Origin of the sequence: Siminovitchia jepli (assembly GCF_047228825.1) — a bacterium.
Lineage (GTDB): Bacteria > Bacillota > Bacilli > Bacillales > Bacillaceae_C > Siminovitchia.
The window spans coordinates 1-15,357 of sequence record NZ_JBFEGN010000015.1; the positions used below are offsets into that span (position 1 = coordinate 1).

15 protein-coding genes, 1 rRNA gene and 1 other annotated feature are annotated in these 15,357 nt (G+C 46.1%); all 16 genes read left to right on the plus strand.

Features of this window, described 5'->3' with window-relative positions:
* Positions 1-76, plus strand: a 5S ribosomal RNA gene (gene rrf / locus AB1L08_RS22575); the annotation flags it as partial.
* Positions 77-455: 379 nt separating this feature from the next.
* Entirely contained in the window at positions 456-917 is a 462-nt protein-coding gene (locus tag AB1L08_RS07970; protein WP_413064207.1) for a CtsR family transcriptional regulator, read from the plus strand.
* A 20-nt stretch (positions 918-937) separates the two neighbouring features.
* On the plus strand, positions 938-1,483 hold the full coding sequence (mcsA, locus tag AB1L08_RS07975) for a protein-arginine kinase activator protein McsA (protein WP_413064143.1): 546 nt from the start codon (positions 938-940) through the stop codon (positions 1,481-1,483).
* Positions 1,480-2,562 (plus strand): protein-arginine kinase McsB, encoded by a 1,083-nt coding sequence (gene mcsB, locus AB1L08_RS07980; RefSeq protein ID WP_413064144.1) that lies wholly within the window; start codon positions 1,480-1,482, stop codon positions 2,560-2,562. Before mcsA ends, mcsB begins: the two co-directional genes overlap by 4 nt.
* Before the next feature lies 1 nt (position 2,563).
* The gene (gene clpC / locus AB1L08_RS07985) at positions 2,564-4,999 is read left to right on the plus strand and encodes an ATP-dependent protease ATP-binding subunit ClpC (RefSeq protein ID WP_413064145.1); all 2,436 of its coding nucleotides are present in this window, start codon (positions 2,564-2,566) and stop codon (positions 4,997-4,999) included.
* A 70-nt stretch (positions 5,000-5,069) separates the two neighbouring features.
* Positions 5,070-6,446 (plus strand): DNA repair protein RadA, encoded by a 1,377-nt coding sequence (radA, locus tag AB1L08_RS07990; protein ID WP_413064146.1) that lies wholly within the window; start codon positions 5,070-5,072, stop codon positions 6,444-6,446.
* 196 nt (positions 6,447-6,642) lie between these two features.
* Positions 6,643-7,743 carry a PIN/TRAM domain-containing protein gene (locus tag AB1L08_RS07995; RefSeq protein WP_413064147.1) on the plus strand — a complete coding sequence of 367 codons (1,101 nt, stop codon included), beginning with the start codon at positions 6,643-6,645 and terminating at the stop codon, positions 7,741-7,743.
* 17 nt (positions 7,744-7,760) lie between these two features.
* Complete coding sequence (gene ispD / locus AB1L08_RS08000) at positions 7,761-8,453, plus strand: 2-C-methyl-D-erythritol 4-phosphate cytidylyltransferase (protein WP_413064148.1); 693 nt, start codon at positions 7,761-7,763, stop codon at positions 8,451-8,453.
* Positions 8,454-8,465: 12 nt separating this feature from the next.
* Positions 8,466-8,972: a 2-C-methyl-D-erythritol 2,4-cyclodiphosphate synthase gene (gene ispF, locus AB1L08_RS08005; RefSeq protein WP_413064149.1), complete on the plus strand. Its 507-nt coding sequence runs from the start codon at positions 8,466-8,468 to the stop codon at positions 8,970-8,972.
* A 69-nt stretch (positions 8,973-9,041) separates the two neighbouring features.
* On the plus strand, positions 9,042-10,499 hold the full coding sequence (gene gltX / locus AB1L08_RS08010; protein WP_413064150.1) for a glutamate--tRNA ligase: 1,458 nt from the start codon (positions 9,042-9,044) through the stop codon (positions 10,497-10,499).
* A 35-nt stretch (positions 10,500-10,534) separates the two neighbouring features.
* Positions 10,535-10,771: a binding site (T-box leader), on the plus strand.
* A 64-nt stretch (positions 10,772-10,835) separates the two neighbouring features.
* Positions 10,836-11,486: a serine O-acetyltransferase gene (cysE, locus tag AB1L08_RS08015; RefSeq protein ID WP_413064151.1), complete on the plus strand. Its 651-nt coding sequence runs from the start codon at positions 10,836-10,838 to the stop codon at positions 11,484-11,486.
* Positions 11,483-12,880, plus strand: a complete 1,398-nt coding sequence (gene cysS, locus AB1L08_RS08020; protein WP_413064152.1) for a cysteine--tRNA ligase — start codon at positions 11,483-11,485, stop codon at positions 12,878-12,880. The genes cysE and cysS overlap by 4 nt, the downstream gene beginning before the upstream one ends.
* A gap of 4 nt (positions 12,881-12,884) precedes the next feature.
* On the plus strand, positions 12,885-13,319 hold the full coding sequence (locus tag AB1L08_RS08025; RefSeq protein WP_413064153.1) for a Mini-ribonuclease 3: 435 nt from the start codon (positions 12,885-12,887) through the stop codon (positions 13,317-13,319).
* Positions 13,316-14,059, plus strand: coding sequence for a 23S rRNA (guanosine(2251)-2'-O)-methyltransferase RlmB (rlmB, locus tag AB1L08_RS08030; RefSeq protein ID WP_413064154.1), 744 nt, complete (start codon positions 13,316-13,318; stop codon positions 14,057-14,059). The genes AB1L08_RS08025 and rlmB overlap by 4 nt, the downstream gene beginning before the upstream one ends.
* Positions 14,060-14,063: 4 nt before the next feature.
* Positions 14,064-14,573 (plus strand): NYN domain-containing protein, encoded by a 510-nt coding sequence (locus tag AB1L08_RS08035; RefSeq protein WP_413064155.1) that lies wholly within the window; start codon positions 14,064-14,066, stop codon positions 14,571-14,573.
* 4 nt (positions 14,574-14,577) lie between these two features.
* Entirely contained in the window at positions 14,578-15,294 is a 717-nt protein-coding gene (gene sigH / locus AB1L08_RS08040; protein ID WP_413064208.1) for an RNA polymerase sporulation sigma factor SigH, read from the plus strand.
* Positions 15,295-15,357: the final 63 nt, after the last annotated feature.

Sequence of the window (15,357 nt, forward strand, 5' to 3'; positions counted from 1 at the left end):
CGAACACGGAAGTTAAGCTCTTCAGCGCCGATGGTAGTGAGGGGTTTCCCCTTGCGAGAGCAGGACGTTGCCGGGCAAACAAAAACATAGAGCTTTAACGCTCTATGTTTTTTCTGTTTTCTTCAAAAGTTAAGAAAGTCTTGCTAAGAAAATTTTTCTTCAAAAGAAGTTTTTCTGTGTCTAGCTCCAGCGCCTAGCCCCTCGAGGTCATAAGTCCGGAGGGGGCCTCCTGTGTGTTTCGTCGTATGCTTGTCGGGGCTGAGCAAGGCGCTTTTCTTATTACATACAATTGTGAACACAAGCCAAAATGCCCATATCAATTGGCCTGGTTTTATTTTGTCTTAAAAAGGCAAAAATATGAATAAGCGATCTGATTGCAAACCAAGCTTTTTTTCATGTATAATTTAAGTCAAATATAGTCAAAGTCAAGCATAGGTCAGGGAGGCGGCTTGATGATGCGGAATGTGTCCGATATTATTGAGGAATATTTAAAAAAAGTGTTGGAACTTAGTGAAAGCGAAATCGTAGAAATAAAGAGAAGTGAGGTGGCTGACAAGTTTCAGTGTGTTCCCTCGCAAATCAATTATGTGATCAACACCCGCTTTACAATGGAAAGAGGGTATTTGGTAGAAAGCAAGCGAGGGGGAGGCGGTTATATCAGAATTTCCAAAGTAAAGCTTCATAATCAGGCCCATTTGATTGATCAGCTAAAGGTATTGATTGGAAAAAAGATTTCCCAGTCGAGAGCAGAAGATATCATCATGCGTTTGTTGGAGGAAAAAATCTTGAAGGAACGCGAGGCAAAGTTGATGATCAACGTGATTGACCGGACTGTATTATCCATCGATTTACCTGAAAGAGACGTATTGCGTGCTCGTATGTTGAAAGCGATGCTGCAGTCGATTAAGTATGATTAGGAAAAAGGAGGATGGCTAAAATGATATGTCAAGAATGTAAAGAAAGGCCGGCCTCCCTGCATTTTACAAAAGTGGTGAATGGGGAGAAAACCGTTATTGAGCTCTGTGAGCGCTGTGCACAGGAGAAAGGGGAACTTTATTTGCTCCAGGGAGGGGCGGGCTTTTCGATCAACGATATGCTTGCCGGCCTGTTGAATATTGATCCTGCTTACCAGAAAGCGGCTCCGGAATCGATTTCTGGAGGAATGCTCCAGTGTGAAGTTTGCAAGATGACGTACCCGCAGTTTGCCAAGATTGGACGATTCGGCTGTGCAAACTGTTATCAAACATTTCGACATCAGCTTGTACCCATAATTAAAAAGCTGCACAGCGGAAATATGACACATGGAGGGAAAGTACCTGCAAGGATTGGCGGATCTCTCCATTTGAAAAAAGAGCTTGAATTGTTAAAAGAGAAACTCGGCTTTTTGGTTCGGCAGGAAGAGTTTGAAAAAGCAGCAGAAGTACGCGATCAAATTCGCTCCCTTGAAAAAAAACTGGTTGAAGGGGAGGAAAAAAGCGAATGAGTCTAGAAAAGTTTCTTAATCAAGCTGTAAGTTCCTGGATGAGTTCAGAAGGTCCCGATTCGGATATTATTTTAAGCTCCCGTATCAGGCTGGCCCGAAATTTGCGGAATTACAAGTTCCCGACTTTGTTTAGCAATGAGGAAGCCGGGGAAATCATTAATAAAATTAATGAGACGATCCAAGTACATGCTTTCCGGGATTACGGTCCAATGGAGTTTTTGGAAATTGACGGCCTCAAAGATTTGCAAAAAAGAGTATTGGTGGAAAAACATCTGATCAGCCCGAGATTGGCGGAGCATGCAACCCATGGAGCAGTCCTCCTTTCAGAACGGGAAGACATCAGCATCATGATCAACGAGGAGGATCATATCAGGATACAATGCCTCTATCCGGGATTGCAAATTATGGAGGCATTGGAACGGGCTAATAAAATTGATGATCTTTTGGAAGAACGCGTTGATTATGCATTTGATGAGCAGCTTGGCTATTTAACGACCTGTCCAACTAATGTTGGCACCGGTTTGCGCGCATCCGTCATGGTCCATTTGCCGGCACTGATTCTTACCCGTCAAATGAATCAGATTATCCCCGCAATCAACCAATTGGGACTGGTCGTCAGGGGAATATATGGTGAGGGCAGTGAGGCCCTGGGAAACATATTCCAAATCTCCAACCAAATTACACTGGGAAAGTCTGAAGAGGATATTGTCGGGGACCTAATTAGCGTCGTTCACCAGATTGTTGCCCAGGAAAGGGCAGCCCGCCAAGCATTAGTCAAAACATCAAACATACAATTAGAAGACAAAGTATTTCGGTCATACGGAATCTTGGCCAATTGCAGAATAATTGAAACAAAAGAGGCGGCAGAATGTTTATCTGACGTCAGATTGGGCATAGATACAGGATATATTAAACACCTTTCAAGAAACATATTAAATGAACTCATGATTTTAACACAACCGGGATTTTTACAACAATATGCAGGAGGGCCGCTTCGACCTGTGGAACGGGACATCAAAAGAGCGGCATTGATCAGGGAACGCTTAAAACTTGAAGAGAAACGGACAGGAGGAGATTAGCATGATGTTTGGTCGTTTTACAGAGAGAGCACAAAAAGTATTGGCCCTTTCCCAGGAAGAGGCGGTTAGGCTGGGCCATGGCAATATTGGCACGGAACATATTTTGCTCGGGCTTGTCAGAGAAGGGGAAGGAATTGCGGCCAAGGCGTTATACGGACTCGGGCTCAGTCCGGAAAAAATTCAAAAAGAGGTTGAAAACTTGATCGGCCCCGGGAAAGATACGTCCCAGACGATTCATTATACCCCACGGGCCAAAAAGGTCATAGAACTTTCGATGGATGAAGCAAGGAAGCTTGGCCATTCCTATGTTGGGACGGAGCATGTATTGCTCGGGTTAATCCGCGAAGGTGAAGGCGTTGCAGCACGGGTATTGAATAATCTTGGTGTCAGTCTCAATAAAGCGCGGCAGCAAGTTCTCCAGCTTTTGGGAAGCAATGAGGCCAGCAGCCATGGCGGCGGAAATGCTTCAAACGCCAATACGCCCACGCTGGACAGCTTGGCCCGCGATTTGACAGCGATAGCCAAGGAGGGGAGCCTGGACCCGGTGATTGGCCGGAATAAGGAGATACAACGCGTCATCGAAGTACTCAGCAGGAGAACAAAAAATAACCCGGTTCTTATCGGAGAGCCCGGTGTCGGAAAAACAGCGATTGCTGAAGGCCTTGCACAGCAAATCATCAATAACGAAGTACCGGAAACGCTCCGCGACAAGAGGGTCATGACCCTGGATATGGGAACAGTCGTTGCGGGAACAAAATATCGTGGTGAGTTTGAAGACCGTCTGAAAAAAGTGATGGACGAAATCAGGCAGGCAGGAAATATTATTTTATTTATTGACGAACTGCACACATTAATCGGCGCCGGCGGAGCTGAGGGTGCCATTGATGCGTCCAATATTTTGAAGCCGTCTTTGGCGCGCGGAGAGCTTCAGTGCATAGGTGCTACGACGTTGGATGAATATCGAAAATATATTGAAAAAGATGCAGCACTTGAGCGCCGCTTCCAGCCCATTCAAGTGGATGAACCTACCATTGAAGAATCAATTCAAATTTTGGAAGGGCTTCGTGATCGTTATGAAGCGCATCATCGCGTCTCCATTACAGACGAAGCAATTGAAGCAGCCGTAAAATTGTCGGACCGATACATTTCGGATCGTTTTCTGCCGGACAAAGCCATCGACTTAATTGATGAAGCAGGTTCCAAAGTGAGACTCCGTTCTTATACGACTCCGCCAAATTTAAAAGAACTCGAGCAGAAACTTGAAATGATCCGGAAAGAAAAGGATGCCGCCGTGCAAAGCCAGGAGTTTGAAAAGGCCGCTTCATTGAGGGATACGGAACAAAGGCTCCGTGAGGAATTGGAAGAAACGAAGAAATCCTGGAAAGAAAAGCAGGGACAGGAAAACACGGAAGTGACGGTGGAAGACATCGCCCAGGTCGTATCAAGCTGGACGGGAGTTCCAGTATCGAAGCTTGCTTCTACCGAAACGGAAAGGCTGCTCAATTTGGAAGACATCCTTCATTCTCGTGTTATTGGCCAGGAAGAGGCTGTAAAAGCGGTTGCCAAAGCAGTAAGAAGGGCCCGTGCAGGATTGAAAGATCCAAAAAGGCCGATTGGATCCTTTATCTTCCTTGGACCAACAGGCGTAGGAAAGACGGAACTTGCCCGTGCGCTTGCCGAAGCGATGTTCGGCGATGAGGATGCCATCATTCGTCTGGATATGTCCGAATATATGGAGAAACATTCCACTTCCAGGCTTGTCGGTTCACCTCCGGGATACGTCGGTTTTGAAGAGGGCGGCCAGCTGACGGAAAAAGTCCGAAGAAAACCGTACTCAGTCATATTGCTGGATGAAATAGAAAAAGCCCATCCTGACGTTTTTAACATTTTACTTCAAGTATTGGAAGACGGGCGCTTGACCGATTCAAAAGGAAGGACCGTCGACTTCCGGAATACAGTGCTGATTCTTACGTCAAACGTCGGGGCCCAAACATTGAATCGGAATAAATATGTCGGGTTTGCCATCCAAGACGGGGAACGAAATTATAAGGACATGAAGAGCCAAGTGATGGAAGAATTGAAAAAAGCGTTCCGCCCCGAATTTTTAAACCGGATTGACGAAATTATCGTATTCCATGCGTTGGAAAAACCACACTTGAAGAAAATTGCCACCCTTATGGCCAACCAGCTAATTGGACGGTTAAAAGAGCAGGAAATGGATCTTGAATTAACTGAAAGAGCCCAGGAAAAAATTGCCGAAGAAGGATTTGATCCGGAATACGGTGCAAGGCCCCTTAGAAGAGCCATTCAAAAATTCATTGAGGATCGCCTCTCTGAGGAACTGTTAAAAGGAACAATCAAAATGGGTCAACATGTACTCGTTGACGTCGAGGACGGCGAATTTGTCGTGAAAACAAAAGAAGAATCATTGTCTTAATCAAACCGGGGTACATGGAGATTAAACCGTGTGCCCCATCTTTTGTATGACTGCAAGGGGAGGACCTAAAATGGCGAAAAGAAAAACAAAGTTCATGTGCCAAAATTGCGGCTATGAATCACCAAAATGGATGGGACGCTGCCCGGGCTGCGGCGAGTGGAACCAAATGGTTGAAGAAGTCGAAATAACCGGAAAATCAAGACAAGGAGGGCTTCGTCACACTGCCCCGGTTGCCACATCCAAAGCCACGCCCATTACCTCCATTCAAACGGACATGGAACCCCGCATTGAGACAAACTTAACGGAATTCAACCGCGTTCTTGGCGGGGGTGTTGTACCCGGATCGCTTGTGTTGATCGGGGGAGATCCGGGGATCGGCAAATCAACCCTCCTTTTACAAACATCTGCCCGGCTGGCTGATTTGGATAGAAAAGTGCTTTATATATCGGGAGAGGAATCGGTTAAACAAACAAAACTGCGGGCCAACCGGCTTCATGTAACTTCACCGAACCTATTTATTTATGCCGAAACGAATTTGGAGCTGATTGATCAAACGATTTCCAATTTATCTCCGGATTTTGTAGTAGTAGACTCCATCCAAACCGTCTATCATCCTGAAGTGACTTCTGCACCGGGCAGCGTCTCACAAGTCCGTGAATGTACCGGCGAATTCATGAAAATGGCAAAAACAAAGGGAATTGCGATTTTCATCGTCGGACATGTGACAAAAGAAGGGGCAATTGCAGGTCCGCGTCTTTTGGAGCATATGGTGGATACCGTTTTATATTTTGAAGGGGAACGCCATCATACTTACCGGATTTTGCGGGCCGTCAAAAACAGGTTTGGTTCTACGAATGAAATCGGTATTTTTGAAATGAAAGAGTCGGGCTTGGAAGAGGTGGAAAATCCGTCTGAAATATTTCTTGAAGAACGTTCAAAAGGAGCGTCTGGTTCAACCGTAGTCGCTTCGATGGAGGGAACAAGGCCTGTACTCGTGGAGATCCAAGCCCTGATTTCTCCTACAAGCTATGGAAATCCGCGGCGGATGGCAACCGGCATCGACCATAATCGCGTATCACTGTTAATGGCTGTTTTGGAAAAACGGGTCGGCCTTTTGCTGCAAAACCAGGATGCATATCTTAAAGTGGCCGGAGGAGTAAAGCTGGATGAACCGGCGATTGACCTTGCGGTGGCTGTCAGTATCGCATCGAGCTTTCGCGACCAGCCTACCAGGCCGGCAGATTGCCTGATCGGGGAAGTTGGTTTAACAGGGGAGGTAAGGCGTGTATCCCGCATTGAGCAGCGCGTCCAGGAAGCTGCAAAGCTCGGCTTTACCCGAATATTGGTTCCTGCCAAAAATATCGGCGGCTGGAAAGTTCCGGAAGGGATTCGGCTCATTGGCGTGGAAACAGTAGAGGAAGCATTGCAGCAAGCATTCTTAACATAATAATTTACGTAATTGTCATATGTCTGAAAAGAAAATGTCCTATTCTTTTGTTAAAGTAAAATGAAGAAGACGACGCTCGCCAAAACTATTCGACTATAATATTGAAACCATTTTGCCGTGGTATTCGTAAAATAATCAATTCGTCACGTTTTTAAAGTGCGCAATTTGCTTATAATGAAAACAAGGAGGTGAAGTTATGTTAAAGCGGATTGTCCAGGCATGTTTCTTGCTTTTAGGAGGAACGCTTGGCCTTTTTCTGATTCCCGGGCTTTTAAAATTGGCATCCCTGGATCAAATTATTTGGATAAATAATACGTTTGTTACTGCTATTATGGGCGCTATTATTTTTTATATCATTACATTTTGGGCGGTTGATCATATGGTCAACGTGGTCAAATGGTTTGAAGACCGAATCGTAAAAGCTCCCGTTACCGATATTTTGTTTGGAAGTTTGGGTCTTATTTTCGGATTGATCGTCGCATTTTTGGCCGGACTGGCCATCAATCATATCGAGATCCCCATTGTGAACGAATTTGTCCCGATTTTACTTACATTATTGCTCGGTTATCTCGGTTTTCAAGTCGGGTTTAAAAAGCGCGATGAGCTGACGAACTTATTCTCGTTTACCCGGGCGAGCAAAAAGAAAACGCCCGGCGATGTGGGCGACGATCATGAGCAGGCATCATCAAAAAGATTGAAAATCCTCGATACGAGTGTCATTATTGATGGGAGAATCGCCGACATTTGCCGAACGGGTTTTTTGGAAGGCATTCTTGTGATTCCGCACTTTGTGTTGGCAGAACTTCAGCATATAGCCGATTCTTCCGATGCCTTGAAAAGAAACAGGGGAAGACGTGGCCTGGATACCTTGAACCGAATCCAAAAGGAAGTTAATATTGAGGTCCAGATGTATGAAGGCGATTTTGACGATGTCCAGGAAGTGGACAGCAAGCTTGTCAAGCTGGCAAAATTGCTGAACGGAACCGTTGTGACGAACGATTTTAACTTGAATAAAGTATGTGAAATTCAAAACGTGTCTGTTTTGAACATTAATGATTTGGCAAACGCGGTAAAACCTGTCGTTCTGCCAGGAGAAGAATTGAATGTTCAGGTGATCAAGGACGGAAAAGAATATAACCAGGGTGTGGCCTATCTTGACGATGGAACGATGATTGTCGTAGAAGAAGGAAGAGACTACATCGGCAAAAAAATCGATGTGGTTGTAACAAGTGTATTGCAAACATCGGCTGGAAGAATGATTTTTGCAAAACCTAAATTGTTGGAAAAAGCGCTATAGACAGGGGTTTGGACAAGGTGGAGTATGAGGTCATTATCCCCGCTGCCGGATCGGGAACAAGAATGGGAGCGGGGAAAAACAAGCTCTTTATTGAATTGAACGGGCGTCCCATTATCCTGCATACACTTGATGTGTTTGCGGCAGACCGGGACTGTTCCAAAATGATCGCAGTAATACAGCCCAAAGAAGAAAAAATTTTTAAGGAAATGACCGCCGGCCGGGAATACGAAGGAAAGCTCGAATTTGTTTATGGGGGCGCGGAGCGCCAGCATAGCGTGTATAATGGATTAACGGCAGTTTCTGGTGAGATTGTACTGGTTCATGATGGCGCCCGCCCGTTTATCCGCCGCCCGGTCATCAGACAGCTTGTAAGGGAGGCCGCCCGTTCCGGCGCCGCCATAGCAGCAGTCCCCGTAAAAGATACGATCAAAAAAGCGGTTCGCCAGGAAGTGGTTGAAACGATTGACCGCAGCAGCTTGTGGCAAATTCAGACTCCACAGGCTTTTCGTTTGTCCATTTTACAGAAGGCGCATGAATGGGCAAAAGCTGAAGACTATTTGGGAACGGATGAAGCTTCGCTTGTTGAAAAAATGGGGGATATCCCTGTTAAAATTATTGAAAGTGATTACGATAATATGAAAATAACGACTCCGGAGGACTTGTATTTTGCCAGGGCCGTCCTGGAGAAACGCACACATCTTAATGGTTAGGGAGAGGCTCACATGTTGAGAATTGGACAAGGTTTTGATGTACATCAATTTGCCGACAACCGGCCGCTCATCATTGGCGGAATTGAAATTCCATATGAAAAAGGATTGATCGGCCATTCCGATGCGGACGTCCTTCTTCATACGATTGCGGACGCGGCGCTGGGAGCCATCGGGGAAGGGGATATCGGACGGCATTTTCCGGATACCGATATAGCGAATAAAGATTTGGATTCCGCCCGCCTGCTTGAAGACGTATGGGAGCTTGTCAAACAAAAGGGCTACGGCCTTGTAAATGTTGATTGTACGATCATGGCGCAAAAACCGAAAATGGCGCCATATATCGAACAGATGAGAGAGCGGATCGCCGGCTTGCTGGAGGCGGAAAGGGCCCGTGTAAATGTAAAAGCAACGACGACGGAAAAGCTTGGCTTTGTCGGGCGCGAGGAAGGAATTGCGGCCATGGCTGTCATTTTACTTCAAAAGAACAATGAAAGCTTGCCATCTTTTAACGAAGGCTAAACTATAGTAAAATGTAAGAAGAATGACGAGTTTCAAACATGATTTGAAACTTTGAGGAGGCAGCAAGTGATGTCAAATGACATACGGGTTCGTTATGCGCCGAGTCCGACGGGACACCTTCATATCGGAAACGCGCGTACAGCACTATTTAACTATTTGTTTGCCCGCAACAAGGGCGGAAAATTTATTATCAGAATTGAGGATACGGACCAGAAAAGAAATATAGAAGGCGGCGAGCAAAGCCAGCTTGCATATTTAAAATGGCTTGGCATCGACTGGGACGAAAGCATCGATAAAGACGGGGGATACGGCCCCTACCGCCAGTCTGAACGCAATCATATATACGAAGAATATTATCATGAACTCCTGGAACGGGGCTTGGCGTATAAATGTTACTGTACGGAAGAAGAATTGGAAGCGGAGCGTGAAGCGCAAATTGCCCGCAAAGAGATGCCGCGCTACTCCGGGAAATGCCGGAACTTGACAGATGAAGATCGGAAAAAGCTTGAAGCCCAAGGGCGTGAGCCCAGTGTCCGTTTTAAAGTTCCACCCGGAAAAACTTACACTTTTAAAGATATGGTAAAAGATGAAGTTTCTTTTGAATCCGATGGAATCGGTGATTTCGTCATTGTGAAAAAGGACGGCATTCCGACATATAACTTCGCTGTTGCGGTGGATGACCATTTAATGGAAATCAGCCATGTGCTGCGCGGTGACGACCATATTTCCAATACCCCGAAGCAGTTGATGGTTTACGAAGCGTTTGGCTGGGAACCGCCAGTATTTGGACATATGACGCTGATTGTAAATGAAAGTCGGAGAAAACTGAGCAAACGGGATGAATCAATCATCCAGTTCATTGAACAATACGCGGAATTGGGTTATTTGCCCGAAGCATTGTTTAATTTTATTGCCATGCTCGGCTGGTCTCCCGAAGGGGAAGAGGAAATTTTTTCGAAAGAAGAATTTATCGACATTTTTGATGCCAGCCGGCTGTCGAAATCTCCAGCATTATTCGACAAGCACAAACTGGCCTGGATGAACAACCAGTATATGAAAAAGCTGGATTTGGATAAAGTAGTCGAATTATCTTTGCCGCACCTTCAAAAAGCAGGCTATGTAAGTGAACAGCCTGATGAAGAAGAAATGCAGCGGGCAAGAAAATTGGTCGCCCTGTATCAGGAGCAAATGAGCTATGGTGCAGAAATTGTTGAGTTGTCCAAACAATTTTTCCAGGACGAAATACAATATGATGGTGATGCCGCAGCCGTTTTGGAAGAAGAGCAGGTGCCGGACGTCCTCCAAGCCTTTTATGATCAAATTTCCGCGCTTGAACCATTTGAAGCGGCCGGGATAAAACAAGCGATGAAGAACGTCCAGAAAGCGACCGGCCATAAAGGCAAAAAACTGTTTATGCCCATTCGGGTTGCCGTAACGGGTGCAACCCGCGGCCCTGAATTGCCGAATGCCATTGAACTGTTGGGGAAAGAAAAAGTAAAAAACCGATTGGAGCGTTTGATCCGTTAACAAAATGCTCAAAATGTAATATATTAAAGTTATAGAAAAAAGCGTTGAAGAGGAAAAGTAGAAAATCGATGCTGATCAGAGAGAACCGCCGCCGGCTGAGAACGGTTTGAGCCACTCGATTTTTGAACATGCACCTCTGAGCCTTGTGCCGAACGGAAATCCCAGTAGGTGCAAGCGGATCCCTTGCCGTTATAAAGGAAAAGCTGGGGTGTAAAGCATGGTAATGCTGAAATCCAACCAGAGTGGAACCGCGCGAAAAAGGCGTCTCTGAGAGATCGGAGACGTTTTTTGTGTTTTCCGGCGATAGTTTTATGAATTGGGAGAGGAGTGACGTTTATGTTCAAACGAATCAAGGAAGATATCGATACCGTGTTTGATCAAGACCCGGCGGCCCGCACGGTCCTGGAGGTTGTTTTAACATATTCCGGTTTGCATGCCATTTGGGCACATAGGATCGCCCACATGTTTTTTAAAAGAAAATTGTTTTTTATCGCACGGCTCATTTCTCAAATCAACCGTTTTTTTACCGGAATTGAAATCCATCCGGGAGCGAAAATCGGCCGCAGGTTTTTTATTGACCATGGGATGGGAGTCGTCATTGGGGAAACTTGTGAAATCGGCGATGACGTAACGGTGTTTCAGGGAGTAACGCTCGGGGGTACCGGGAAGGAAAAAGGCAAACGGCACCCGACAATTAAAGATCATGCCCTCATTTCCACGGGGGCGAAGGTGCTGGGAAATATTACAATCGGTGAGTATTCAAAAGTGGGGGCCGGATCGGTCGTGCTGAAAGATGTACCGCCCAATTCAACGGTTGTCGGGATACCGGGCCGGGTCGTTGTACAAGACGGGGTCAGGTTGAAAAGGGATCTTAACCACAGTTTGCCGGATCCAATTGCAGACCGCTGTTCAGCCATGGAAGCGGAAATTGCACGTCTGCAATCTGAAATTGCCGCCATGAAACAGGAGAGGAGCCACTCAGGATGACGATTAAAATATACAACACGTTAACGCGCAAAAAGGAGACATTTGTCCCGCTAGAAGAAGGAAAAGTAAAAATGTACGTTTGCGGTCCGACCGTTTACAACTATATTCATATTGGGAATGCCAGGCCTGCGATTGTGTTCGATACAGTCCGCCGTTACCTGGAATACCGTGGATACGATGTCCATTTTGTATCCAATTTTACCGATGTGGATGATAAAATTATCAAGGCTGCCAAGGAACTCGGGGTGGATGCCTTGACGGTGGCCGACCGTTTTATTCAGGCATTTTTTGAAGATACAGCGGCGCTCGGCTGCAAAAAAGCGGATATCCATCCGCGCGTGACCGAAAATATGGATGAGATTATCCGATTTATTGAAGCGCTTGTCGAAAAGGGTTATGCTTATGAGTCCGGCGGTGACGTTTATTTTAAAACGAGAAGATTTGATGGATACGGCAAGCTTTCCCATCAGTCGGTTGACGACTTAAAAATTGGCGCGCGTATCCAGCCGGGGGAGTTAAAAGAAGACGCCCTTGATTTTGCCTTATGGAAAGCGGCAAAAGAAGGGGAAATCTGCTGGGAGAGCCCTTGGGGGAAAGGCCGCCCGGGCTGGCATATCGAGTGCTCCGCCATGGCGAGAAAGTATTTGGGTGATACGCTTGATATTCATGCCGGCGGCCAGGACTTGACGTTTCCGCATCACGAGAATGAAATCGCCCAGTCCGAAGCGATGACGGGTGAAACTTTTGCCCGCTATTGGATGCATAACGGATATATTAATATCGATAATGAGAAAATGTCCAAATCACTTGGCAACTTCGTGTTGGTCAATGATATTATTAGGGAACACGATCCGCAGATCTTGCGGTTTTTCATGCTATCCGTCCATTACCGGAACCCGATCAACTATTCGGAAGAATTATTTGCCAATGCGGGCGCAGGGTTGGAAAGGCTGAAAACAGCGTATCAGAACTTAAAACACCGCCACAGCGTCAGCGCCAATCTGGCGGATGATGATTCGCAGTGGCTTGATCAGATCAAATCGCTCCACGATGAATTTATCGTGAGGATGGATGACGATTTTAACACAGCAGACGGCATTTCTGTTTTGTTTGAGCTGGCCAAACAAGCCAATTACTATTTGAGGGGAAAAAATACGTCAACGACTGTCATTGAGGCTTTCATGAAGGAATTTGAGGAACTCTTTTCCGTACTGGGCCTCGAACTGGAAACGGAAGAATTGCTGGATGAGGAAATTGAACAGCTGATTCGGCAGCGAAATGAAGCACGGAAAGAACGCAATTTCAAACTCGCCGATGAAATCCGCGATCGCTTAAAAGAAATGAACATCATTTTGGAAGATACGGCACAAGGTACAAGATGGAAGCGAGGATAACACGATGCAGCTCCCACAGCCCAATGTAGAGGTAGAGTATAAACAATTAAACAGCCTGGCGCTCGCCTATATGGGTGACGCCATTTACGACGTGTTTATCAGAAGGTACTTGCTTGCAAGCGGCAAAACAAGGCCTCACCGGCTTCATTCGGAAGCGACACGGTTCGTGTCGGCAAAAGCGCAGGCGGCCACATTGAAAACGTTGATTGATCTTGGATGCCTGAAAGAAAAGGAATTGGAGATCGTCAGGCGCGGCAGAAACGCCAAGTCCGGGACAATTCCGAAAAATACCGATGTCCAAACGTACAGGCACAGCACGGCTTTTGAGGCGTTAATCGGCTGGCTGTATTTGGCGGATGAGCGGGAGCGGCTTTCGGAAATCGTCCAAATGGCCATCGAGAGTGTAGACCAAGAGAAAAAAGGAGGCGGCCCGGCATGAGCGGACAATGGATCGCCGGAAAAAATCCGGTTTTGGAAGCTTTAAAATCCGGTCGCGATATGCATAAAATCTGGATAGCCGAAGGTTCCCAAAGAGGGCAGATGAGGCCCATCATCCAACTGGCAAATGAAAAAAAGATACAAATTCAATACGTTCCAAAACAAAAAATGGATCAAATGACAAAAGAAAACCACCAAGGTGTCATTGCCGAAGTGGCCGCTTACCAATATGCCGAGATTGATGACTTGTTTAAGCGGGCGGAAGAAAAGGGAGAGGATCCCTTTTTCCTCATCTTGGATGAGCTGGAGGATCCGCATAATTTGGGATCCATCCTAAGGACTGCAGATGCGGCGGGCGTTCATGGGATTATCATTCCGAAAAGGCGGGCCGTCGGCCTGACCGCCACGGTGGCCAAGCTTTCAACCGGTGCAATTGAGTATGTCCCGGTAGCCCGAGTAACGAATATTGCCCGTACAATCGATGAGTTGAAAGATCGCGGAGTCTGGGTGTTTGGAACAGAAGCGAAAAAGAGCCGGGATTACCGGCTGATGGACGCCTCACTTCCCCTCGCCATTGTCATCGGAAGTGAAGGAAGAGGAATCGGCCGCCTCGTTAAAGAAAAATGCGACTTTCTGATCCATTTGCCAATGGCTGGGCGTGTCACTTCATTGAATGCATCGGTAGCGGCCGCTTTGCTTATGTATGAAGTATACCGGAAGCGCCGGCCGCTGCGGGGGTGAAGGGATGGACATCCTCATCGTTGACGGCTACAACATGATCGGGGCATGGCCTGAACTCGTCGATTTGAAAAAGAAAGATCTCGCAGCGGCCCGCGACCGGCTGGTTGAATTGCTGGCCGATTACCAAGGGTTTACCGGTTTAAAAGTAATCGTTGTCTTTGATGCCTATCACGTCCGCGGCATTGAAAAAAAATACTTGAACCATAAGGTGGAGGTCATCTATACAAAATCGGAAGAAACCGCAGATGAAAGAATAGAAAAGCTGGCTACGGAGTTAAATGATCTTCGTCACAAAATATATGTGGCAACATCAGATTTTACAGAGCAATGGGTGATTTTTGGACAGGGGGCATTGCGCATTTCCGCCAGGGAGCTATTAAAGGAAATAGAAGATACCGGGCGAAAAATAGAGAACAAAATCGAAAAAACTCGAACTCACGCACCTACCGGAAAAATATCTCTCAGTCAGGATTTGACAGAAATCTTTGAAAAGTGGCGGCGCGGAAAAAAATGATCAGTTGACGTTAGAAAATTCTGTCATGTATAATATTTTTAATCGACGGTTAAAAGGACGGGGGATAAGAGTGCTTTCATACATGAAAATTGATCAAAATGTCGCATTCGATTTGCTGGAAGATGAAGCTTTAATAGAATTAGTCCACAAAGGAGAAGGCGAAGCGCTAGATTATCTTATTAAAAAATATCGCGACTTCGTCAGGGCTAAAGCGCGTTCTTATTTTCTGATAGGGGCAGACAGTGAAGATATTATTCAGGAAGGCATGATTGGCCTCTATAAAGCGATCAGGGATTATAGGGAAGAAAAGCTCACCTCGTTTAAAGCTTTTGCGGAGCTATGTATTACACGGCAAATCATTACCGCTATAAAAACTGCCACTCGCCAAAAACATATTCCACTTAACTCCTACGTTTCCTTGGACAAGCCAATTTATGATGAAGATTCTGACCGTACGCTGATGGACGTCATTTCCGGGGCCAAAAACATGGATCCCGAAGAATTGCTCATTCACCGGGAGAAATTTAGTAGTATTGAAGACAAAATGACCGAACTGTTAAGCGATCTTGAAAGAAAAGTGTTAGCGCTTTATTTGGACGGGCGGACGTACCAGGAGATTTCCGATGAACTGGACCGCCACGTAAAGTCGATCGACAATGCCCTTCAAAGGGTCAAGCGGAAGCTGGAACGCTACCTGGAACTGCGTGAAATCAGTTTGTAAACCCGGCTGTCAAGTTGACAGCCTTATTCCCCTATGGTATTTTTTATAGGATAATCAAGAAAC

Coding starts and splice junctions, on each gene's coding strand:
- AB1L08_RS08035 (WP_413064155.1), top strand. CDS start 14,064: ATGGACATCCTCATCGTTGACGGCTACAACATGATCGGGGCATGGCCT.
- cysE (WP_413064151.1), top strand. CDS start 10,836: ATGTTCAAACGAATCAAGGAAGATATCGATACCGTGTTTGATCAAGAC.
- cysS (WP_413064152.1), top strand. CDS start 11,483: ATGACGATTAAAATATACAACACGTTAACGCGCAAAAAGGAGACATTT.
- mcsA (WP_413064143.1), top strand. CDS start 938: ATGATATGTCAAGAATGTAAAGAAAGGCCGGCCTCCCTGCATTTTACA.
- mcsB (WP_413064144.1), top strand. CDS start 1,480: ATGAGTCTAGAAAAGTTTCTTAATCAAGCTGTAAGTTCCTGGATGAGT.
- AB1L08_RS07970 (WP_413064207.1), top strand. CDS start 456: ATGCGGAATGTGTCCGATATTATTGAGGAATATTTAAAAAAAGTGTTG.
- ispF (WP_413064149.1), top strand. CDS start 8,466: ATGTTGAGAATTGGACAAGGTTTTGATGTACATCAATTTGCCGACAAC.
- AB1L08_RS08025 (WP_413064153.1), top strand. CDS start 12,885: ATGCAGCTCCCACAGCCCAATGTAGAGGTAGAGTATAAACAATTAAAC.
- radA (WP_413064146.1), top strand. CDS start 5,070: ATGGCGAAAAGAAAAACAAAGTTCATGTGCCAAAATTGCGGCTATGAA.
- AB1L08_RS07995 (WP_413064147.1), top strand. CDS start 6,643: ATGTTAAAGCGGATTGTCCAGGCATGTTTCTTGCTTTTAGGAGGAACG.
- gltX (WP_413064150.1), top strand. CDS start 9,042: ATGTCAAATGACATACGGGTTCGTTATGCGCCGAGTCCGACGGGACAC.
- clpC (WP_413064145.1), top strand. CDS start 2,564: ATGATGTTTGGTCGTTTTACAGAGAGAGCACAAAAAGTATTGGCCCTT.
- rlmB (WP_413064154.1), top strand. CDS start 13,316: ATGAGCGGACAATGGATCGCCGGAAAAAATCCGGTTTTGGAAGCTTTA.